This window comes from Streptomyces sp. NPDC002640, assembly GCF_053592575.1.
The window spans coordinates 64,360-88,983 of the sequence record NZ_JBSFVZ010000014.1 but is presented as its reverse complement, the minus strand read 5'-3'; the positions used below and the strand labels follow the sequence as shown (position 1 = coordinate 88,983).

1 pseudogene is annotated in these 24,624 nt (G+C 76.1%); it reads left to right on the top strand.

Features of this window, described 5'->3' with window-relative positions:
* Positions 1 to 92 precede the first annotated feature (92 nt).
* Positions 93 to 24,413, top strand: a pseudogene (locus ACWD3O_RS19935) (type I polyketide synthase); the annotation flags it as partial.
* Between the last annotated feature and the right edge of the window lie 211 nt (positions 24,414 to 24,624).

Below are 24,624 nucleotides of genomic sequence, written 5' to 3'. Positions count from 1 at the left end.
TCGGCTAGGGGTTGCCGGGCACGGATCACCGCTTCCTACGATGGCGCGTCGTCGGTGCCGGCCGAGACCATCCCTGAGCGGTGGAGAACGCGATGAATACTCGTGACGATAAGGCCGTTGAAGCCCTCCGGGCCTCCCTCAAGGAGGTGGAACGCCTCCGCAGGCAGAACCGGGAGATGCGGGAGGCCGCCCGCGAACCGGTGGCCGTCGTCGCGATGAGCTGCCGGCTCCCCGGCGGCGTCGCCGCCCCCGAGGACCTGTGGCGACTGGTCGCCGACGGCCGCGACGCCATCGTCGACTTCCCGGCCGACCGCGGCTGGACGGAGACCGGGCCCGCCCCGGAGGGCTACGCCCGCCGGGGCGGATTCGTCCCCGACGCCCCCGACTTCGACGCCGCGCTCTTCGGCATCAACCCGCGCGAGGCCCTCGCCATGGACCCGCAGCAGCGCATGCTGCTGGAGGCGTCCTGGGAGGCCCTCGAACGGGCGGGCATCGACCCCCACTCGCTGGCCGGAACCGACACCGGCGTCTTCGTCGGCGCCTCGCCGACCGGGTACGCCACCCTCGGCCGGCTGCCGGAGAGCACCGTCGGCTACCAGCTGACCGGCACCGCCCACAGCGTGCTGTCCGGGCGCCTCTCCTACGTCTACGGCTTGGAGGGCCCGGCGGTCACCGTCGACACCGCCTGCTCGTCCTCGCTGACCGCCCTCCACCTGGCCGTGCAGGCCCTGCGCCGCGGCGAGTGCGGCCGGGCCCTCGTCGCCGGCGTCACCGTCATCACCACGCCGAGCGCCTTCACCGAGTTCGGCAAGCAGGGCGGCATGTCCTCCGACGGACGCTGCAAGTCCTTCTCGGCCGCCGCGGACGGCACCGGATGGAGCGAGGGCGTCGCCGTCCTGTTCGTCGAACGGCTCTCCGACGCGCGCCGGCTGGGACACGACGTCCTCGCCGTCGTGCGGAGCACCGCCATGAACCAGGACGGCGCGTCCAACGGCCTCACCGCCCCCAACGGACCTTCCCAGCAGCGCGTCATCCGCGCCGCGCTCACCGCCGCCCGGCTCACCCCCGCCGACGTCGACGCCGTCGAGGCGCACGGCACCGGAACCGTGCTCGGCGACGCCATCGAACTGAAGGCCCTCCAGGACACCTACGGCCGCGACCGGGACGCCGACCGCCCGCTGTGGCTGGGCTCCCTCAAGTCGAACATCGGCCACACCCAGGCCACCGCGGGCGTCGCCGGCGTCATGAAGAGCGTGCTGGCCATGCACCACGACCAGCTGCCCCGCACCCTGCACGTCGAGCAGGAGACCCCGCACGCCTCCCGCCCCGGCGGCGGCGTCCGCCTGCTGCGCGAGGCACAGCCGTGGCCGCGCCGCGGGACGCCCCGGCGGATCGGCGTCTCCGCGTTCGGCATCAGCGGCACCAACGTCCACGTGATCCTCGAGGAGGCGCCCGCCCCGGAACCCGACGAGCCGCACGAGGCGCCGCCCGCACAGCGGCGCGGGCCCGTCGTCTGGCCGGTTGCGGCGCAGACCGCCGCCGCGCTGCGCGCCCAGGCCGGGCAACTGGCCGGGCGGCTCGCCGCACGGACCGACGACCCGGCCGACGTCGCCTGGTCGCTGGCCACCACCCGGGCCGGTCTCACCCACCGCGCCGTGGCGTCGGGCGCCGACCACGACGCCCTGCTCGCCGGGATCGACGCGCTCGCGGCCGGCACGCCCGCCCCGGGCGTCGTCTCCGGCGTGGTCGCCGAGGGCCGCACCGCGTTCCTGTTCACCGGCCAGGGCGCCCAGCGGGCGGGCATGGGCCGCGCACTCCACGACGCCCACCCCGCCTTCGCCGAAGCCTTCGACGCGGTGTGCTCCCGCATGGATTTGGAACGGCCCCTGCGCGACGTCGTGTTCGGCGACGCGGACGCCCTCGGCCGGACCGTGTACGCCCAGGCCGGCCTGTTCGCGCTCGAGGTCGCGCTGTTCCGCCTCCTGGAGAGCTGGGGCGTCTTCCCGGACGTCCTCCTGGGGCACTCGATCGGTGAGGTGGCCGCCGCGCACTGCGCGGGCGTGCTCTCCCTCGACGACGCCTGCCGGCTGGTGTCGGCGCGCGGCCGCCTGATGGACGCCCTGCCGCCCGGCGGCGCCATGCTCGCCGTGGAGGCCGCCGAGGAAACCCTCGACCTGCCCGACGGCGTCGATCTCGCCGCCGTCAACGGACCCACCTCCGTCACCGTCTCCGGCGACGCCGACGCGATCGACGCGCTGGAGCGGTCGCTGCGGTCCCAGGGCGTGCGCGTGAAGCGGCTGACCGTCTCGCACGCGTTCCACTCGCACCTCATGGAGCCGATGCTCGACGCCTTCGCCGCCGTCGCCGAGTCGCTGACCTACCACACCCCCGAGATCCCCGTCGTCACCACCGCCCCGGGCGACCTCGCCACCCCCGGCTACTGGGTACGCCAGATCCGGGAACCCGTCCGCTTCGCCGACGCCGTGCGGCGACTGCACGCCGACGGCGTGACCCGCGCGGCCGAACTGGGACCCGACGGGGTGCTGTGCGCCCTGACCCAGCAGAGCGCCCCCGACCTCGCCTGCGCCCCCCTGCTGCGCAAGGACCGCGACGAGCGGGAAGCCGCCCTCGCCGCCCTCGGCCGCCTGTGGGTCCGCGGCGCCGACGTCGACTGGCCCGCCGTGCTGCCCGAAGGCCGCCGCCTCCCGCTGCCCACCTACCCCTTCCAGCGCGAACGCTTCTGGCCCGAGACCCACCCCGACGACCCCGCCCCCGCCGCCACCCCCGCCGACGCCGACGAGGCCCGGTTCTGGGACGCCGTCGAACGGCAGGACCTCGCCCGGCTGGCCGAGACCCTCGGCATGGACGACCACGGCCAGGCCCTGGAGGACGTCGTCCCCGCCCTCTCCACCTGGCGGCGGTCCCGGCACGAGGAAGCCGTCCTCGACTCGTGGCGCTACCAGGTCACCTGGAAGCCGCTCCCCGACACCCCCGCCGCCGCCCTCACCGGCACCTGGCTGCTCCTCACCTCCGGCCCGGACACCCCCGCCCAGGACGTCGCCGACGCGCTGCGCTCCGCCGGAGCCCGGGTCCGCACGACCGCACTGACCCCCGGCGACGACCGCGCCGCCGTCGCCGCGCTCCTCGCCGACACCACCCCCGACGCCGTCGTGTACGTCGCCGCGGACCGCGACGGCAACCCGCCGCGGGACGCCGCGGCCGAACTCGCCGCGCTGCTCACCGTGTTCCAGGCCGTCGCCGACGCCGGAACCGGCGCCCCGCTGTGGTGCCTGACCCGGGGCGCCGTGTCCGTCGCCGACACCGACCCGCCGACCCGCCCCGCACAGGCCCTCCTGTGGGGCCTCGGCCGGGTCGCCGCCCTCGAACACCCCGCGGCCTGGGGCGGCCTGATCGACCTGCCGCCCGCCCTGGACGCCGCCACCGGCGCACGCCTGACCGCGCTCCTGGCCGGCGACCGCGACGAGGACCAGATCGCCCTGCGCGACGCGGGCGCCCACGGCCGCCGTGTCGTCCGGGCCCCGCGGGCCGAGACCGCCACCCGCCCGTGGACCACCGACGGCACCGTGCTCGTCACCGGCGGAACCGGTGGTCTCGGCGGCGACGTCGCCCGGTGGCTCGCTCGCCGGGGCGTGCCGCACCTGCTGCTGGCCGGCCGCCGCGGCCCGGACGCCCCCGGCGCCGACGACCTCACCGCCGAACTGACCGCGCTCGGCGCACGGGTGACCGTCGCCGCCTGCGACGTCGCCGACCGCGACGCGCTCACCGCCCTGCTGGCGGCCGTCCCCGCCGAGTTCCCCCTCACCGGTGTCGTCCACACGGCCGGCATCGGCGTGGGCGCCCCGCTGACGGACACCGACTGGGCCACCCTCACCGAGGTGATCGACGGCAAGGTCACCGGCGCGGCCCTCCTCGACGAACTCGCCGGTGACGTCGACCGGTTCGTCATGTTCTCCTCCATCGCCGCGACCTGGGGCGGCGGCGGCCAGGGCGCCTACGCCGCCGGGAACGCCTACCTGGACGCGCTGGCCGCCGCCCGCCGCGCCCGCGGCCTGTCCGGGACGGCCATCGCCTGGGGGCCGTGGGCCGAGATCGGCATGGCCAAGGACGACGAGGTCGTCGAGGCCCACCGCCGCCGCGGACTCATGGCCCTGGACCGCGTGCTCGCCGTCCGGGGACTCGCCGACGCCGTGGACCGCGACGAGACCTGCGTCAGCATCGCGGACGTGGACTGGCAGCGGTTCGCGCCCGCCTTCCTCTCCGGACGGCCCGGCCCACTCCTCTCCGAACTCCCCGAAGCCGCCGCGGCCGGGACCCCCGACGGCGACGACGCCCCGTCCACCGCGCTGCGCGACGCGCTGGCGGCCGCGCCCGAGTCGGAACGGCCCCGCCTGCTGCTCGAAGCCGTCCGCGCTCACACCGCGACGGTGCTCGGCCACGCCGACACCCAGGCCGTGGAACCCCGCCGCGCCTTCCGCGACGTCGGCTTCGACTCGCTGACCGCCGTCGAACTGCGCAACGTCCTCACCGCCGAGACCGGGCTGCGGCTGCCGGCCACCCTCGTCTTCGACCACCCCACCCCGCTGGCGCTGAGCGAGTACCTGCTCGGCGAACTGACCGGCACGGCCCGCACCCCGGCCACGGCATCCCCCGCCACCGCGGCCGCCCCCACCGCCGCGGACGACGACCCGATCGTCATCGTCGGCATGAGCTGCCGGCTGCCGGGCGGCGTCGACGGCCCGCAGTCGCTCTGGGACACCGTCGCCTCCGGCACCGACGCGACCGGCCCCTTCCCGGCCGACCGCGGCTGGGAGGCCGACACCGCCCACGCCGCCTACGCCCTGCGCGGCGGCTTCGTGGACGCGGCGACGGACTTCGACGCCGGCATGTTCAACATCTCGCCGCGCGAGGCGCTGGCGATGGACCCGCAGCAGCGGCTGCTCCTGGAAACCGCCTGGGAGGCCTTCGAGCACGCCGGGATCGACCCCCTCTCCCTCCGCCACACCTCCACCGGCGTCCTGGTCGGCGCCTCCTCCTCCGGCTACGGCATCGGCACCGACCTGGCCTCCGGGACGGAAGGACACGTCCTCGCCGGCGGCGCCAACAGCGTGATCTCGGGGCGCGTCGCCTACACCTTCGGACTCGAGGGCCCCGCCGTCACCGTGGACACGGCCTGCTCGTCGTCGCTGGTGGCGGTGCACCTCGCCGTCCAGGCACTGCGCCAGGGGGAGTGCGAACTCGCCCTGGCCGGCGGCATCACCGTGATGTCCGTGCCGAGCATCTTCGCGGAGTTCGAACGGCAGGGCGGCCTCTCCTCGGACGGCCGCTGCCGCGCCTTCGCGGACACCGCCGACGGCACCGGCTGGAGCGAGGGCGCCGGCCTGCTCCTCCTCGAGAGGCTCTCCGACGCCCGCCGCAACGGCCACCAGGTGCTGGCCGTGGTGGCCGGATCGGCCGTCAACCAGGACGGCGCGTCGAACGGCCTCACCGCCCCGAACGGGCCGTCGCAGGAACGGGTGATCCGTGCCGCGCTGGACGCCGCCCGGCTCACCACGGCCGACGTGGACGCCGTCGAGGCCCACGGCACCGGCACGACGCTCGGCGACCCGATCGAGGCCCAGGCCCTCCTCGCCACCTACGGCCAGGACCGCGACGAGCCCCTGTACCTCGGGTCGCTGAAGTCCAACATCGGGCACACCCAGGCCGCCTCCGGCGTCGCCGGCGTCATCAAGATGGTCATGGCGCTGCGCCACGGGACGCTGCCGGCCACCCTGCACGTGGACGAGCCGTCCTCGCGCGTCGACTGGTCCGCGGGAGCCGTCCGGCTCCTGACCGAGACGCGCCCCTGGCCGGAGACCGACCGCCCGCGCCGGGCCGGCGTGTCCTCGTTCGGCATGAGCGGCACCAACGCCCACCTGATCCTGGAGGCAGCGCCCGCGCCCGCCCGCGCGGCGGACGCCGCGCCGGCCGAGGAACCGCCGTCCGCCGGCGCTCCGGTGCCGTGGGTCGTCTCGGGCCGCACCGAGCAGGCCCTGCGCGGACAGGCGGCCCATCTGCTGGCACACCTCGACCGCGTCGACGACGGGACCACGGCCGGGGAGATCGGCTTCTCGCTGGCCACCACCCGTGCCGCCCTCGGCCACCGCGCGGTGGTGCTGGGCTCCGGCCTCGACGACTTCCGGCGCGCGCTCGAGCAACTCGCCGAGGGCCGCGAGGCCGCCGACACGGTGACGGGTACCGCGAGCGCCGCGCAGACCGGTCCGGTCCTGGTCTTCCCGGGGCAGGGGTCGCAGTGGCTGGGGATGGGGCGTGAGCTGGCTGCGTGGTCGCCGGTGTTCCGGGAGTCGTTGGAGGAGTGTGCGGCGGCGTTGGAGCCGTTCGTGGACTGGTCGTTGTGGGGCGTGCTGGAGAGCGAGGACGAGGCCCTGTGGGGTCGCGTCGACGTGGTCCAGCCGGTGCTGTGGGCGCTGATGGTCTCGCTCGCCAAGCTGTGGCGGGCGGCCGGTGTGGTCCCCTCGGCCGTGGTCGGGCACTCGCAGGGTGAGATCGCCGCCGCCGTCGTCGCGGGCGGCCTGTCCCTCGAGGACGGCGCGCGCGTGGTGGCCCTGCGTTCCCGTGCTCTGCGCGCTCTGGCCGGACGCGGGGGCATGGTCTCCCTGGCCGCCGGGGCCGAGGTGGCCGGTGAGCTGGTGGCCCGCTTCGACGGCCGCGTGTCGGTCGCCGCGGTCAACGGCCCGGGCTCGACGGTGGTGTCGGGTGAGCCGGAGGCACTGGACGCGCTGATGACGGCGTGTGAGGAGCAGGGCGTGCGCGCCCGCCGGATACCGGTGGACTACGCCTCGCACTCCGTGCAGGTGGAGGAGCTGCGCGAGCGGATCCTCGCCGAGCTCGCCCCGATCACGCCCGTGTCGTCGACGATCCCGCTGTACTCCTCGCTGACCGGCGGCCGGATCGACACCGCCGAGATGGGCGCGCAGTACTGGTACGACAACCTCCGCTCCCTGGTGCGGTTCGGTGAGGCGACCAGCGCGCTGCTGGCCGACGGGCGGACCGTCTTCCTGGAGAGCAGCCCCCACCCGGTGCTGACCCCCGGCATCGAGGAGACCCTGGAAGCCGCCGGCGTGGAAGGGACCGCCCTCGGCACCCTGCGCCGCGACGAAGGCGGCGCCCGGCGGTTCCTGACCGCGCTGGCCCAGGCGTGGACCGCCGGCGTCGAGGTGGACTGGTCGGCACTGCTCCCCGCCGCCCGCCGCGTCGAGCTGCCGACGTACGCCTTCCAACGCGAGCGCTACTGGCCGAAGCAGGCCCTGACCGCGGACGTGTCGGCCGTGGGCCAGTCCCGCACCGGCCACCCCCTGCTGGGCGCGGCCGTCGCACTGCCCGACGGCGGCGTCGTGCTCACCGGGCGGATCTCACCGTCCGCCCACCCCTGGCTGGCCGACCACGTCGTGCTCGACGCGGCACTGGTGCCCGGCACCGCGCTCGTCGAGATGGCCCTGCAGGCCGGCGACCAGGTCGGCCGCGGAGCACTGCGCGAACTCGTGCTGCGCACACCGCTCGCCCTGGCGCCGGGCGGCGCCGAGATCCGGGTGGCCGTGGGCGCCGACGACGACGGCGAACGCTCCGTGGAGATCTACTCCCGCCCCGGCGAGGAGGCCGACTGGGTCTGCCACGCGGCGGGCCTGCTGGGCCCGGCCGACGCCCCCGCACCGGCGGCCCCCGGCACACCCGGTGACCAGGCGTGGCCCCCGGCCGGCGCGCGCCCGGTGGACACCACCGGCTTCTACGACGGCCTGGCCGCCGCCGGCTACGCCTACGGCCCCGCGTTCCGAGGGCTGCGGGCCGTGTGGCGGCAGGGCGGGACCGTCCACGCCGAGGTCGCGCTGACCCCCGAGGCCGACGCCGACGGGTTCGGCGTGCACCCCGCCCTGCTCGACGCCGCCCTGCACGCGGCGGCCCTGGTCACCGCCGGCCAGGACGGCGGGCCGCGGCTGCCGTTCGCGTGGAAGGGCGTGACCCTCCACGCCACCCGCGCCACGTTCCTGCGGGTCACGCTGACCGTCGGGGCGGACGGGATCGTCGTCCGCGCCACCGACCCCTCCGGCCTGCCCGTGGTCGACGTCGACTCCCTGGCGCTGCGCGAGATCACCCCCGACGCCCTCTCCGAGGCGCTGACCCGGGACCAGGACCACACCCTCCGCAGCACCCTCTTCGCCCTCGACTGGACGCCCCTGCCGGACGGCGCGAACCCGTCGCCGGACACCACGGACTGGGTCACCACCGACCCGTCCGCCCTCGGCACCCGCGCGGCCGGCGCCACCGCGCCCGCACCGGTCACCGTGCTCACCCTTCCGGAGCCCACGTCCGGCCCCGGCACCGCCGACACGGTCCGGCGGACCACGCACGACGTCCTGCGCGCCGTCCAGACATGGCTCGCCGACGAGGAGTCCGCGCGGGCCCGCCTGGTCGTCGTCACCCGCGGCGCCGTGCCCGCCGCGCCCGGACAGGCCGTCACCGACCTGGCCGGGGCGGCCGTCTGGGGCCTGCTGCGCTCGGCGCAGACCGAACACCCGGGCCGGATCCTGCTCCTCGACCGCGACCCCGCGGGCGGCGACGACGCGACCTGGCCCGCCTGGGCCGTCAGCGAGGACGAACCCCAGATCGCCCTCCGCGACGGCCGGGTCTGGGCCCCGCGCCTCGCCCACCCCGACGCCGACGGCGCGCTCCCGCTCCCCGCCACGGACGCCGCCTGGCGGCTGGACGTCACCGACCAGGGAACCCTCGAGAACCTCGCCCTCGTCCCCGCCCCCGAGGCCGACGCGCCCCTGGAGGCCGGTCAGGTCAGGGTCGCCGTGCGCGCCGCCGGCGTGAACTTCCGCGACGTCCTGATCACCCTCGGCATGTACCCCGACCAGGCCCGGATGGGCGCCGAGGCGGCCGGCGTGGTGACCGGGACCGGCCCCGGCGTCACCGACCTGGCCGTCGGCGACCGGGTGTTCGGCTTCTTCCAGGGAGGCATCGCCTCACGGGCCGTCACCGACCGCCGCCTGCTGGCGGCCGTCCCGGACGGCTGGACATTCGCCCAGGCGGCGACCGTGCCGGTCGTCTTCTCCACCGCGTACTACGGCCTGGTCGACGTCGCGGCCGCCCGCCCCGGCGAGTCGGTGCTCGTGCACTCCGCGGCCGGCGGCGTCGGCATGGCGGCCGTCCAGCTCGCCCACCACCTCGGCCTGGAGGTGTTCGGCACGGCCGGCCCCGGGAAGTGGGGCGTCCTGCGCTCCGCCGGTCTGGACGACGCGCACATCGCCTCCTCCCGCGACCTCGCCTTCGAGGAGAGCTTCCGGTCCGCGACCGGCGGCCGCGGCGTCAACGTGGTGCTCAACTCGCTGGCGGGCGAATTCGTCGACGCGTCGCTGCGGCTCCTCGCCGACGGCGGCCGGTTCGCCGACATGAGCCGCACCGACCTGCGCGACGCCGCACAGGTGGCCGCCGACCGCCCGGGAACGCACTACAGGGCGTTCAACCCCGCCGAGTCCGGGCCCGACCGGATGCGGGAGATCCTCCAGGAGGTGCTCGCCCTCTTCGACAGCGGCGCGCTCACCCTGCTGCCCACCACCGTGTGGGACGTGCGCGACGCGGTCTCCGCCTTCCGCCACATCAGCCAGGCCCGCCACGTCGGCAAGAACGTCCTCACCGTCCCGGCGCCGCTCGACCCCGACGGCACCGTCCTCGTCACCGGCGGCACCGGCACCCTCGGCGGACTCCTCGCCCGGCACCTCGTCGCCGAACACGGCGTCCGCAACCTCCTGCTGCTCGGCCGTCAGGGCTCCCGGAGCGCCGGCGCGGCCGACCTGCTCGCCGACCTCGAAGCGGCCGGGGCCCACGCCGAGATCGTCGCCTGCGACGTCTCCGACCGGCAGGCACTGGCCGACGTCCTGGCGGCCGTCCCCGCCGACCATCCGCTCACCGGCGTCGTGCACGCGGCCGGAGCCCTCGACGACGGCGTGTTCGAGTCCATGACACCGGACCGCCTGGACGCCGTGCTGCGCCCGAAGGCCGACGCCGCCCTCCACCTGCACGAACTGACCGCCGACGCCGACCTCGCGCTGTTCGCGCTGTACTCCTCCGCCGCGGCCACCTTCGGCACCGGCGGCCAGTCCAACTACGCCGCGGCGAACGGCCTCCTCGACGGCCTCGCCTCCTGGCGCCGCTCCCAGGGCCTGCCCGCGCAGTCCCTGGGCTGGGGCCTGTGGGAACAGGCCAGCGCGATGACCGGCCACCTCCTCGACGCCTCGGCCGCGCCCTCCGCGAGCAGGCCCGGAAACCGGACGGTCCCCACCCTCGACACCGCACTGGGCCTGGCCCTCTTCGACGCCGCCACCGCCCACCACCGCCCGCACCTGGTGCCCGTCGCCCTCGACCGGACACGCGACGCGGAGGTCCCGGCGCTGCTGCGCGGGCTGATCCGCCCGCTCGGCCGGCGCGCGGCCGACCAGGCCACGGACACCCACACCACCCTCGCCCGGCGACTGCACGGGCTGTCCGCCGCGGAACGGCGCGAAACCGTCCTCGACCTCGTACGCGGCAACGCCGCCACCGTCCTCGGGCACGCCGGCACCGACGCCATCGGCGCGCGCCAGGCCTTCCGCGTCCTCGGCTTCGACTCGCTGACCGCCGTGGAACTGCGGAACCGTCTCAACGCCGCGACCGGCCTCCGGCTCCCGGCCACCCTGGTCTTCGACCACCCCACCCCGGCGGTGCTCACCGACCACCTCCTCGGCCTGCTCGGCGGCGAACCCGCGCCGGAGGCCGACGTCCGACCGGAGACGGTCACCGCCGACGCGGCCACCGAGCCGGTCGCGATCGTCGGCATGGCCTGCCGCCTGCCCGGCGGCGTGAGCTCACCGGCCGACCTGTGGTCGATGGTCAGCACCGGCGCGGACGCCGTCGCCGGCTTCCCGGAGGACCGGGGCTGGCCGGCCCGGGTCGTCGCCGGAGACGCCGCGCGCGGCGGTTTCGTCGACGGGGCGACCGAGTTCGACGCCGGGCTGTTCGGGATCTCGCCGCGTGAGGCACTGGCGATGGACCCGCAGCAGCGGCTGCTGCTGGAAGCCACCTGGGAGGCGTTCGAGTCCGCCGGCATCGTCCCCTCCGACGTGCACGGATCGGCCACCGGCGTGTTCGTCGGCGCCGCCCACGCCCAGTACGGGCTCGGCATGCACCTGCCGGAGTCGGCGGCCGGGCACGTGATGACCGGCACCGCGACCAGCGTGGCCTCCGGCCGGCTGGCGTACACCTTCGGCCTGGAAGGGCCCGCGGTGACGGTGGACACCGCCTGCTCGTCGTCCCTGGTCGCCCTGCACCTCGCCGTGCAGGCCCTGCGCAACGGCGAGTGCGAGATGGCGCTGGCCGGCGGTGTGACCGTGATGTCCACCCCCGGCGTCATCACGGAGTTCGACCGGCAGCGCGGCCTGGCCTCCGACGGCCGGTGCAAGGCGTTCTCCGACGACGCGGACGGCACCGGCATGTCCGAGGGCGTCGGCGTCCTCCTCGTCGAACGACTCTCGGACGCCGTGGCGCGCGGGCACCGGGTGCTGGCGGTGGTGCGCGGCTCGGCGGTCAACCAGGACGGTGCGTCGAACGGGTTGACGGCGCCGAACGGTCCGTCGCAGGAGCGGGTGATCCGGCGGGCGCTGGCCAATGCCCGCCTGTCCCCGGCGGACGTGGACGTGGTCGAGGCGCACGGCACCGGTACGCGGCTGGGCGACCCGATCGAGGCGCAGGCGCTGCTCGCGACCTACGGGCAGGACCGTGAGGAGCCGCTGTACTTGGGCTCGGTGAAGTCGAACCTGGGACACACGCAGGCGGCCGCGGGAGCGGCCGGCGTCATCAAGATGGTGCTGGCCCTGCGGCACGGAGTCCTGCCGGCGACGCTGCACGTCGACGAGCCGACCTCGCAGGTCGACTGGTCCACCGGCGCGGTGCGGCTGCTGACCGAGGCACGCGACTGGCCCGAGGCGGACCGTCCGCGCCGGGCGGGTGTGTCCTCCTTCGGCATCAGCGGCACCAACGCCCACGTCATCCTCGAAGCCGCACCGGTCACCCCGGCCGCACAGGCCTCACCGTCCGCCGAGGCCGCCCCGGCCGCCCCGGCCGCCCCGGCCGACCCGGCCGACCCGGCCGGTCCGACGGACGACGCACCGGCCGGGGCCGTGCCCGGCTCCCTCGGCTGGGTGCTCTCCGCCCACACGGCTCAGGCGCTGCGCGGCCAGGCGGAACGCCTCACCCGGCTGTCCGCGGAGCGGGAACTCGACCCGCGGGACGTCGCGTGGTCGCTGGCCACCACCCGTGAGGCCCTCGACCACCGCGCGGTGATCACCGGCAGCACCCCGTCCGACCTCACGGCCGGCCTGGCAGCGCTGTCCGCCGCCGAACCCTCGAACCGGGTCGTCACCGGCGCGGTGCGCGAGGGCCGGACCGGGTTCCTGTTCTCGGGTCAGGGCTCCCAGCGGGTCGGGATGGGGCGTGAGCTGTACGACGCCTTCCCGGTGTTCGCCGAGGCCTTCGACGCGGTGTGCGCGCGGGTCGACCTCGAACTGCCGCTGCGGGACGTGGTGTTCGGCGACGACGCCGAGGCGCTGGACCGGACCGTGTACGCGCAACCCGCCCTGTTCGCCGTCGAGGTGGCGTTGTTCCGGCTGGTGGAGTCGTGGGGCGTTCGGCCGGACGTGCTGGTCGGCCACTCCATCGGCGAGCTCGCCGCCGCCCACTGCGCGGGCGTGCTGTCCCTGGACGACGCGTGCCGGCTGGTGTCGGCGCGCGGCCGGCTGATGGACGCGCTGCCGTCCGGCGGCGCGATGCTGGCCGTCGAACTCGCCGAGGACCGGCTGGAACTGCCCGACGGCGTGGACCTGGCGGCCGTCAACGGCCCCACCTCCGTCACGGTCTCCGGCGATGCCCAGGCCATCGCGGGCCTGGAGGAGCGGCTGCGCGCCGACGGCGTCCGCGTGAAGCGGCTGACCGTCTCGCACGCCTTCCACTCGCACCTGATGGAGCCGATGCTCGACGAGTTCGCCACCGTCGCCACGTCGCTCACCTACCACACCCCGGCGATCCCCGTCGTCACCACCGCCCCCGGCGACATGGCCACCCCGGACTACTGGGTGAGCCAGATCCGGCAGCCCGTCCGCTTCGCCGACGCGATCACCTCGCTCGACGCCGGGCGCACCCGCTTCCTCGAACTGGGCCCCGACGGCGTGCTGTGCGCGCTCGTCCAGCAGTGCGAGGGTGAGGGTGACGGCGTGTTCGTGCCGTCGCTCCGCAAGGACCGCGACGAGTGCGGGTCGGTGACGGCCGCGCTCGGACGCCTGTGGGCCGCGGGCACGGACGTGGACTGGACGGCGGTGCTGCCCGAGGGCCGTCCCGTCGAGCTGCCGACGTACGCCTTCCAGCGCGAGCGCTACTGGCCCGAGCCCGCGGTCGGCGCGCACGCCGGTCCGGCCGGACACCAGGACGAGGACGAGGCCCGCTTCTGGGAGGCCGTCGAACACGAGGACCTCGCCGGGCTCGCCGACACCATCGGACTCCCGGACACACCGGAACACCTGGACTCCGTGCTCCCCGCACTCTCCGCCTGGCGGCGCTCGCGCCGCGAGGAGGCGAGGATCGAGTCCCTGCGCTATCGCGTCACCTGGACGCCCCTCTCCGGCCTCCCGCAGACCTCCGCGTCGACGGGCGACCTGACCGGCACCTGGCTGCTGGTGGGCGACCACCGGCCCGCCGTCGCCACCGCGCTGCGCGCCGCCGGCGCCGACGTCCTGGAGACCACCGGGGACGCCACCGGCCTCCAGGACACACCGCGCGACGTCACCGGCGTCCTGGTGGCCGTCCCGGCCACCGGGGTGGTGACCGGATCGGTGGACCTGCTGAGGCGGCTCGCCGACGCGGAGATCGACGCACCGGTGTGGATGGTGACGAGCGGGGCGGTCTCGGTCGGCCGTTCCGACCCGCTGCTCCATCCCGAGCAGGCCCAGGCCTGGGGACTCGGCCGCGTGGCCGCCCTGGAACTGCCGCGCCGCTGGGGCGGGTTGATCGACCTCCCGGCCGAGCCCGACGCCCGCGCCACCCGGCTCCTGGTGTCCCTCCTCGCGGGCGGCTCCGGCGAGGACCAGGTCGCCGTGCGCTCCTCCGGGGCCTACGGACGGCGTCTGGTCCGGACGGCGACCGCCGACACCCCGGCCGCCGACACCCCGGCCGCCGAGCCCTGGACGCCCACCGGCACAGTCCTCGTCACCGGCGGGGCCGGAGCCCTCGGCGGACACGTCGCGCGCTGGCTCGCCGGACGCGGCGCGCCCCACCTCGTGCTCGTCGGCCGCCGGGGTCCGGACACGCCCGGCACCGAGGCGCTGGTGGCCGAACTGGCCGCCCTCGGCACCGCGACGACCGTCGCCGCGTGCGACGTCACCGACCGGGCGGCGCTCGCGGCCGTCCTGGACGCCATCCCGGAGACCCGCCCGCTGACCGGCGTCGTCCACGCCGCGGGAGCGGGACAGGCGACGCCGCTCGCGGACACCGACGACGCGGAGATCGCCCGCGTCCTGGACGCCAAGGCGGCCGGTGCCGCGCACCTCGACGAACTGACCCGCGAACGCGGCCTGGAACTCGACCTGTTCGTCGTCTTCTCGTCGATCGCCGCGACCTGGGGCAGCGGCGGACAGGCCGTCTACGCGGCCGCGAACGCCTACCTGGACGCCCTGGTCGAACAGCGGCGCGCACACGGGAACGCCGGCACCTCGGTGGCCTGGGGACCCTGGGCCGGGCCCGGCATGGCCGAGGTCGGCGGCGCGGAGGAGCACCTGCACCGCCACGGCCTGGTCGCACTCGACCCGCACCTCGCCGTCGCCGCCCTCGCCCGCGCCGTCGACCTGGGCGAGGGCTGCGTGACCGTCGCCGACGTGGACTGGGCGCGGTTCGCCCCCGCCTTCGCGTCCGGCCGCGACAGCGCCCTCCTCACCGCGCTGCCCGAAGCCGCCGCGGCCCTCGCGCCCGCGCCGGCGCCCGGCGAGCGGACCTCCGGCTTCCGCGACAGCCTGCTCGCGGCGCCCGAGAACCGACGCCACGGCATGCTGCTCGACCTGATCCGCTCGCGTGCCGCCGTCTGCCTCGGTCTGCCCACCCCGGCCGCGGTCGAGGCCGACCGGTCCTTCCGCGACCTCGGCTTCGACTCCCTGACCGCCGTCGAACTGCGCGACCTCCTGGCCGCCGAGACCGGCCTCGCCCTGCCCGCGACCCTCGTCTTCGACCATCCCGACCCCGGCTCGCTGGCGGAACACCTGACCGGTGCGCTGCTGGAGCACGCCGGCCCGTCCGCCTCGGCGACCCCGGCCGTCCCGGCCCCCGCGGCCGCCGCGGACGAGCCGATCGCCATCGTCGGCATGAGCGCGCGGTACCCCGGCGGAGTGCGGTCCGTCGAGCAACTGTGGGACCTCGTCGCGACCATGGGCGACGGCGTCGCCGGCTTCCCGGCCGACCGGGGATGGCCCGCCGGAGCCGTCGAAGGCGCCTCCGCCCGTGGCGGCTTCGTGGACACCGCGACGGAGTTCGACGCCGGACTGTTCGGGATCTCGCCGCGTGAGGCGCTGGCGATGGACCCGCAGCAGCGGCTGCTGCTGGAAGCCTCCTGGGAGGCGTTCGAGTCGGCGGGCATGAACCCGCGCTCGCTGCGCGGCCGGCCGGTCGGCGTCTTCGCGGGCGCCTCCTCCTCCGGCTACGGCGGCACCGGCGCCCTGGACGGGGCGGAGGGGTACCTCCTCGCCGGCACGGCCAACAGCGTGATCTCCGGCCGGGTGGCGTACACCTTCGGCCTGGAGGGGCCCGCGGTCACCGTGGACACGGCATGCTCGTCGTCGCTGGTCGCGATGCACCTGGCGGCGCAGGCCCTGCGCGGCGGCGAGTGCGAGATGGCGCTGGCCGGCGGCGTGACCGTGATGACGACACCGGGAGTGTTCGCCGAGTTCGAGCGGCAGGGCGGCCTGGCCGCCGACGGCCGCTGCAAGGCCTTCGCGGACGCGGCCGACGGCACCGGCTGGGGCGAGGGCGTCGGCGTACTGGTCCTCGAGAAACTGTCCGACGCGCGACGGCTGGGCCACGACGTGCTGGCGGTCGTGCGGAGCTCGGCCGTCAACCAGGACGGCGCGTCCAACGGCCTCACCGCCCCGAACGGCCCCTCCCAGCAGCGGGTCATCCGCCAGGCGCTGACGGCGGCGGGCCTGTCGCCGTCGGACGTCGACGCGGTCGAGGGCCACGGCACCGGCACGCGACTGGGCGACCCCATCGAGGCCCAGGCGCTGCTCGCCACCTACGGGCAGAACCGCGAGGAGCCCCTGTACCTGGGGTCGGTGAAGTCCAACATCGGCCACACCCAGGCGGCTTCCGGCGTCGCGGGCGTCATCAAGATGGTGCTGGCCCTGCGGCACGGCGTCCTCCCGGCGACACTGCACGTCGACGAACCGTCGTCGCAGGTCGACTGGTCCACGGGCGCGGTGCGGCTGCTGACCGAGGCACGCGCATGGCCCGAGGCGGACCGTCCGCGCCGGGCGGCCGTCTCCTCCTTCGGCATCAGCGGCACCAACGCCCACGTCATCCTCGAACAGGCCGAGCCCACCGCGCAGGCCGCCGTCCCGGCCGCCGTTCCGGCCACCGCGCCGGGCACCCTGGGCTGGGTCGTCTCGGCCCACACGGCGGACGGACTGCGCGCCCAGGCGGAACGCCTGGTCGACGTGCACGCGGAACTCGACATCGCCCCGCAGGACGTGGCGTGGTCGCTGGCGACGGGCCGCGCCGCGCTGGGCCACCGGGCGGTCGTGCTCGGCGACGACCGGGACGAACTCCTGGCCGGGCTGCGGGCCCTGTCCGAGGACATGGCCGATCCGTCCGTCGTCCGCGACGAGGCCGCGCCCGGTGGTTCCGCGTTCCTGTTCTCGGGCCAGGGTGCCCAGCGGGTCGGGATGGGGCGTGAGCTGTACGACGCCTTCCCGGCGTTCGCGGACGCCTTCGACGCGGTGTGCGCCCGGGTCGATCTCGAACTGCCGCTTCGCGACGTGGTGTTCGGGGACGACGCGGAGCTGCTGGCGCGGACCGTGTACACGCAGCCCGCGCTCTTCGCGGTCGAGGTGGCGTTGTTCCGCCTGGTGGAGTCGTGGGGCGTCCGGCCGGACGTGCTGGTCGGCCACTCCATCGGCGAGCTCGCCGCCGCGCACTGCGCCGGGGTGCTGTCGCTGGACGACGCGTGCCGCCTGGTGTCGGCGCGCGGCCGGCTGATGGACGCCCTGCCGTCCGGCGGCGCCATGCTGGCCGTCGAAACCGCCGAGGAGGGTCTGCAGCTGCCCGAGGGCGTGGACCTGGCGGCGGTGAACGGCCCGACCTCCGTCACGGTCTCCGGTGAGGCCGCCGCGATCGACGCGCTGGAGCAGCGGCTCCGTTCCGAGGGCGTGCGCGTGAAGCGGCTGACCGTCTCGCACGCGTTCCACTCGCACCTGATGGAGCCCATGCAGGCGGAGTTCGCCGCCGTCGCCGAGTCGCTGACCTACCACGCCCCGACGATCCCTGTCGTCGCCACCGCTCCCGGTGACATGGCGACCCCCGACTACTGGGTGAGCCAGATCCGTGAGCCCGTCCGCTTCGCCGACGCCGTCGCCTCCCTCACCGACACCCGGGCCTTCCTCGAACTCGGCCCCGACGGCGTCCTCTGCGCCCTCACCCGGCAGACCCTCCCCGACCACCCCTCGGTGCCGCTGCTCCGCGAGGACCGGGCGGAGACGGCCACCGCGCTGCGCGCACTGGCGGCCCTGTGGGCGTCGGGTGCCGCGGTCGACTGGGCGGCGGTGCTGCCCGAGGGCCGTCGCGTCACGCTGCCGACGTACGCGTTCCAACGCGAGCGGTACTGGCCGCAAGCCGGTCCCGTGGCCGGCGCTCCCAGCGCCGACGCGGCGGACGCCCGCTTCTGGGACGCGGTCGACCGCGCCGACGTGGACCAGCTCGCCGACCTCCTCGGCTCCGACGGTTCCCGTGAGGTGCTCGCCCCGGCGCTGCCGGTGCTCTCCTCGTGGAACCGCCGACGGCGCGGCGACTCCGCGCTCGCGTCGTGGCGTTACCGCACGACGTGGCGCCCGGTGAACCAGCTGCCCGCCTCCGCCGACCTCACCGGCCGCTGGCTGCTGGTCGTCCCCGGGACGCCCACCGACGACGCCGCGTCCGCACCGGCCGACGCCGTCGCCGCGGCGCTCGCCGCCGCCGGCGCCGAGCCGGTCCGGTTCGCCGTGCCCGTCGACACGGACCGGGCCACGCTCGCCGCCCGGCTCGCCGCCGAGGGCCCGGTCGGGGGAGTGGTCTCGCTCGCCGCCTGGGCCGAGCAGCCGGCACCGGGCTCGGCGGTCCCCGCCGGGCTCACGCTCAACCTGAACCTGTTCCAGGCCCTCGGTGACGCCCGGATCGCCGCCCGCTGCTGGTTCCTCACCTCCGGCGCGGTCCGCGTCGGGCGCGCCGACCTGCCGGCCCGGCCCGTCCAGGCGCAGACCTGGGGACTGGGACTGGTCGCCGCCCTGGAACACCCGGACCGCTGGGGCGGCCTGGTCGACCTCCCGCCCGTCCCGGACGCGCGGGGCGGGACACGCCTGGCCGCGGTCCTCGGCGGCGGCACAGGCGAGGACCAGGTGGCCGTCCGCGACTCCGCCGCGTACGGGCGGCGCCTGGTGCGCGCCGAGGCCACCGGCAACGGCGCCTCGTGGTCGCCGTCGCGGCCCGGTTCCGTCCTGGTCACCGGCGGCACCGGCGCGCTGGGCACGGTCGTCGCCCGCCGCCTCGCCGACCGGGGCGTGCCGTGCGTGCTCCTGCTGAGCCGCCGCGGCACCGAGGCCCCCGGCGTGCCCGAACTCGTCGCGGAACTCGGCGCGCGGGGCACCCGGGTCGTCGTGGCCACCGCGGACGTCGGCGACCGGGACGCGCTGACCGCCGCCCTCGACCAGCTCCCGCCGGACCTTCCGCTGACCGGCATCGTCCACGCCGCCGGCGCCCTGGACGACGGCACGCTCGACACGCTCACCCCCGAGCGCTTCGAGACGGTACTGGCGGCCAAGGTGGGCGGCCTCGTGGCCCTCGACGAGGTGACCCGCTCGCACGACCTCGACTTCTTCGTCGCCTTCTCCTCGCTGGCCGGAACGCTCGGCAGCGCCGGACAGGGCAACTACGCGGCGGCCAACGCCTTCGTCGACGCCTGGATGCGCGGGCGACGCGACCGCGGACTGCCCGGGGCGTCCATCGCCTGGGGACCGTGGGCGCAGGACGGCATGGCCGCCGACGAACGGACGGTCGCCGGAAGGCTGCGCCGCGCCGGCCTGACCCCGATGGACCCCGGCCTCGCCGTGACCGCGCTCGAACAGGTCATCGCGGGAGACGACACCACACCGCATCCGGCGGTGGCCGACATCGACTGGCCGCTGTTCGCCGCCGGCCTCACCGAGACCCGGCCGAACCCCCTGCTGTCCGAACTGCCCGAGGCCGCCACCACCGCACGCACCCCGGGCGGGGACACCGGCCCCGCCGACGGCTTCCGGGCCGAGCTGGCGGCGGCTCCCGCGGGCCGACGCGGACACCTCCTGCTGGACGCGGTCCGCACCTGGGCGGCGGCGGTGCTCGGTCACCGCTCGGCCGAGGCGGTGGGCACCGGACAGGCGTTCCGGGACCTCGGCTTCGACTCGCTGGCGGCCGTGGAACTCCGCAACCTGATCGGCGCCCGCACCGGACTGACCCTGCCCGTCTCCCTGGTCTTCGACCGGCCGACGCCCAAGGACCTGGCACGCTTCCTCGAACAGGAGATGTTCGGCGGGGAGCGGTCCCCGGACGCGGCCGTGGCCGGACCCGTCACCGGACCCGGGGACGGCACGACCGAGGAGCCGGTCGCGATCGTCGGCATGAGCTGCCGCTTCCCCGGCGACGTGGCGACGCCCGAGGACCTGTGGGGACTCCTGACCGGCGGGGTCGACGCGATGACCTCGTTCCCGTCCGACCGCGGCTGGAACCCCGCCGACAGCCGGAGGGCGTCCGTGCCCGAGGGCGGCTTCCTGCGGGACGTCGCCGGGTTCGACGCCGGGCTGTTCGGGATCTCGCCGCGTGAGGCGCTGGCGATGGACCCGCAGCAGCGGCTGCTGCTGGAGGCCACCTGGGAGGCGTTCGAATCCGCCGGGGTGGACCCCCGCGGCGTCCGGGGAACCGCCGTCGGCGTCTTCGCCGGCACGAACGGCCAGGACTACCCCCAGGTCGTCGCCGCCTCCGGCGAAGACGTCGCAGGACACGTGGCCACCGGGAACGCCGCCGCGATCCTCTCCGGCCGGGTGGCGTACGCCTTCGGCCTGGAGGGGCCCGCGGTGACGGTGGACACGGCGTGCTCGTCGTCGCTGGTCGCGATGCACCTGGCGGCGCAGGCGCTGCGCAGCGGCGAGTGCGAGATGGCGCTGGCCGGCGGCGTGACCGTGATGTCGACACCGACGGTGTTCGCCGAGTTCGAGCGGCAGGGCGGCCTGGCCGCCGACGGCCGCTGCAAGGCCTTCGCGGACGCGGCGGACGGCACCGGCTGGGGCGAGGGCGTCGGCGTACTGGTCCTCGAGAAGCTGTCGGACGCCGTGGCGCGCGGGCACCGGGTGCTGGCGGTGGTGCGCGGCTCGGCGGTCAACCAGGACGGTGCGTCGAACGGGTTGACGGCGCCGAACGGTCCGTCGCAGGAGCGGGTGATCCGGCGGGCGCTGGCCAATGCCCGCCTCTCCCCGGCGGACGTGGACGTGGTCGAGGCGCACGGCACCGGTACGCGGCTGGGCGACCCGATCGAGGCGCAGGCGCTGCTCGCGACCTACGGGCAGGACCGTGAGGAGCCGCTGTACCTGGGGTCGGTGAAGTCGAACCTGGGTCACACGCAGGCGGCCGCGGGTGCGGCCGGCGTGATCAAGATGGTGCTGGCCCTGCGGCACGGAGTCCTGCCGGCGACGCTGCACGTCGACGAGCCGACCTCGCAGGTCGACTGGTCCACGGGCGCGGTGCGGCTGCTGACCGAGGCACGCGACTGGCCCGAGGCGGACCGTCCGCGCCGGGCGGGTGTGTCCTCCTTCGGCATCAGCGGCACCAACGCCCACGTCATCCTCGAAGCCGCCCCGGCCACCCCGGCCGCCGAGGCCGACCCGGCCCACCCGGCCGGTCAGACGGACGGCGCCGCCGCGCCCTGGCTGCTGTCGGGCCGGTCGGCCGCGGCACTGGTCGAGCAGGCGGACCGGCTGCGCGGATTCCTCGCCGGACGGCCGGACCTGGCCCCCGCGGCCGTGGCCCGCACCCTCCTCTCGCGTGCCCGGCTCGACCACCGCGCGGTGGTCGACGGCGCCGACCGGGACGAACTGCTGGACGGGCTGCGCGCACTGGCCACCGGCGAGCAGGCCCGGGGCGTGGTGCGGGACCAGGCCGGGTCCGGCGGGCCGGCCCTGCTGTTCTCCGGCCAGGGCGCCCAGCGGGTCGGGATGGGGCGTGAGCTGTACGACGCGTTCCCCGTCTTCGCGGACGCCTTCGACGCCGTGTGCGCCCGCGTCGACCTCGAACTGCCGCTGCGCGACGTGGTGTTCGGGGACGACGCGGAGCTGCTGGCGCGGACCGTGTACACCCAGCCCGCCCTGTTCGCGGTCGAGGTGGCGCTGTTCCGCCTGGTGGAGTCGTGGGGGGTGACCCCGGACGTCATGATCGGTCACTCCATCGGCGAGCTGGCCGCCGCCCACTGCGCCGGGGTGCTGTCGCTGGACGACGCGTGCGCCCTCGTCTCGGCGCGCGGCCGGCTGATGGACGCCCTGCCGTCCGGCGGCGCGATGCTCGCCGTCGAGACCGCCGAGGATCGGCTGGAACTGCCCGACGGCGTGGACCTGGCGGCCGTCAACGGCCCCACCTCCATCACCCTTTCGGGCACGGCCGACGCCATCGACGCCCTCCAGCAGCGGCTCCGCGCCCACGGCGTCCGCGTGAAGCGGCTGGTCGTCTCGCACGCCTTCCACTCGCACCTGATGGAGCCGATGCTCGACGAGTTCGCCTCCGTCGCGAAGTCGCTCACCTACAACCCTCCGACGATCCCCGTCGTCACCACCGCCCCTGGCGACATGGCCACCCCGGACTACTGGGTGAGCCAGATCCGGCAGCCCGTCCGCTTCGCCGACGCCGTCGCCCTGGCCCACGACTCCGGCGCCACCCGCTTCCTCGAACTGGGCCCCGACGGTGTCCTGTGCGCGCTCGCGCAGCAGTCCGCCGGTGAGGGCGTGTTCGTGCCTTCGCTCCGCAAGGACCGCGACGAGTGCGGGTCGGTGACGGCCGCGCTCGGACGCCTGTGGGCCGCGGGCGTGGAGGTGGACTGGTCGGCGGTGCTGCCCGAGTGCCGTCCCGTCGAGCTGCCGACGTACGCCTTCCAGCACGAGCGCTACTGGCCCGAGCCCGCGGTCGGCGCGCACGCCCAGGAGGCCGGGCACCAGGACGAGGACGAGGCCCGCTTCTGGGAGGCCGTCGAACACGAGGACCTCGCCGGACTCGCCGACACCATCGGCCTGCCCGACGTCCCCGACGCGGTCGGGACCCTCCTCCCGGCGCTCTCCACCTGGCGCCGACGCACCCGGGAGGACTCGGAGCTGGCCGGGCTGCGCTACCGGGTGGACTGGCGGCCCGTCGTGGTCCCGGACACCGCCCTCGACGGCACCTGGCTGCTCGTCATCGAGACCGGCGACTGCGACGACGACGCCGGTGTCGGCGACGCGCTCCGGTCCGCCGGCGCCGAAGTCGTCCGCCTCGCGGTGGACACGGCCCGCTCCGACCGGCACGACGTGGCCGCACGGCTCCGCGCCTCCGCCGAAGCCGTCTCGGGCGGCGTCACCGGCATCGTCCACGTGGCGGGACCGCACGCCGCCCTCCCGATGGAACTCGCCCTCGTCCAGGCCCTCGGCGACACCGGCATCGAAGCCCCCCTGTGGTGCGTGACCCGCGGCGCCGTCGCGGTCAACGCGGGCGACCGGGTCACCCGGCCCGACCACGCCCAGCTGTGGGGCTTCGGACAGGTCGCCGCCCTCGAACACCCCAAGCGCTGGGGCGGCCTGATCGACCTGCCCGCCGACGGCGGCTGCAACCCGGCCAGGCTGATCGCCGTCCTCGCGGGCGTCACCGGCGAGGACCAGGTCGCCGTGCGCGGCGGCCGGGTCCTGGGCCGCCGCCTCGTCCGGGCCGACCGCGCGGAGCAGACCGCACCGGCCTGGACCCCGTCACGGCCCGGCACCGTCCTGGTCACCGGCGGCACCGGCGCCCTCGGCGCCGCCACGGCCCGATGGCTGGCCGACCGCGGCGTCGCGCACCTCCTGCTCACCGGCCGCCGGGGCCCGCGGGCACCCGGCACCGCGGAACTGCGCGCCGAACTCGAGGCCAGGGGCGCCCGGGTGACCGTCGCGCAGTGCGACGTCTCCGACCGGCAGGCGGTGGCCGAGCTCCTCGCCTCCGTCCCGGCGGACCTGCCGCTGACCGGCGTCGTCCACGCCGCCGGCGTGCCCCAGTCGGAACTGGTCGAACACACCGGGCCCGAGGCCGTCGCGGACGTCACCGGCGGCAAGGTCCGCGGCGCGGCCCACCTGCACGCCCTGACCACCGCACCCGACACGCACGCCGACCTCGAACTCTTCGTCGTCTTCTCGTCCATCGCGGCCACCTGGGGCAGCGGCGGACAGGCCCTCTACGCGGCGGGCAACGCCTACCTGGACGCCCTGGTCCGGGCACGCCGGGACCGCGGGCTGGCCGGCACCTCGATCGCCTGGGGCCCCTGGGCGGAATCCGGCATGGCGGCGACGGGGGAGGCGGAGGACTTCCTGCTCCGCCGCGGCATCACCCCCCTCGACCCCCGGCTCGCCACCGCCGCCCTCGCCCAGGCCGTCGACGGCGGAGAGTCCTCGCTGACCGTCGCCGACGTCGACTGGACACGCTTCGCACCGGTGTTCACCTCCGGCCGGCCCAGCCCGCTGCTCGGCGAACTCCCCGAGGCCCTCCACGCGCTGACCGCCGAGGCCCCTGACGACGAGGGCGCCACCGGCCTGGGCGAACGGCTCGCCGGCCTGAGCGCCGGCGAACGGCCTGCCGAACTCGGCCGGCTGATCCGGCGCACCCTCACCGTCGTCCTCCGGTACGCCCCGGACGAGCGGATCGACGACTCACGGCCCTTCAGCGACCTCGGATTCGACTCCCTCACCGCGGTGGAGTTCCGGGACCTGCTGGCCCGCGAGTGCGGGCAGCCCCTCCCGGCCACGCTCGTCTTCGACCACCCGACCCCGGCCGCCCTCACCGAGCACCTGCACCGCACGCTCCCGGGCGCCGCACCCGTCACCGACGTCGCCCCGCTCATCGGCGCCCTGGACGCCCTGGAGGCCGTGGCGGCCGACAACCCGCCGGACGAACTGTCCAAGGCACGCCTCACCGTCCGCCTCCAGGCCTTCCTGGACAGCTGGACGGCGACCGGCCCGGCCGGCCGGAACACCAGGACCGCCCCGACGGCCGACACCGCCA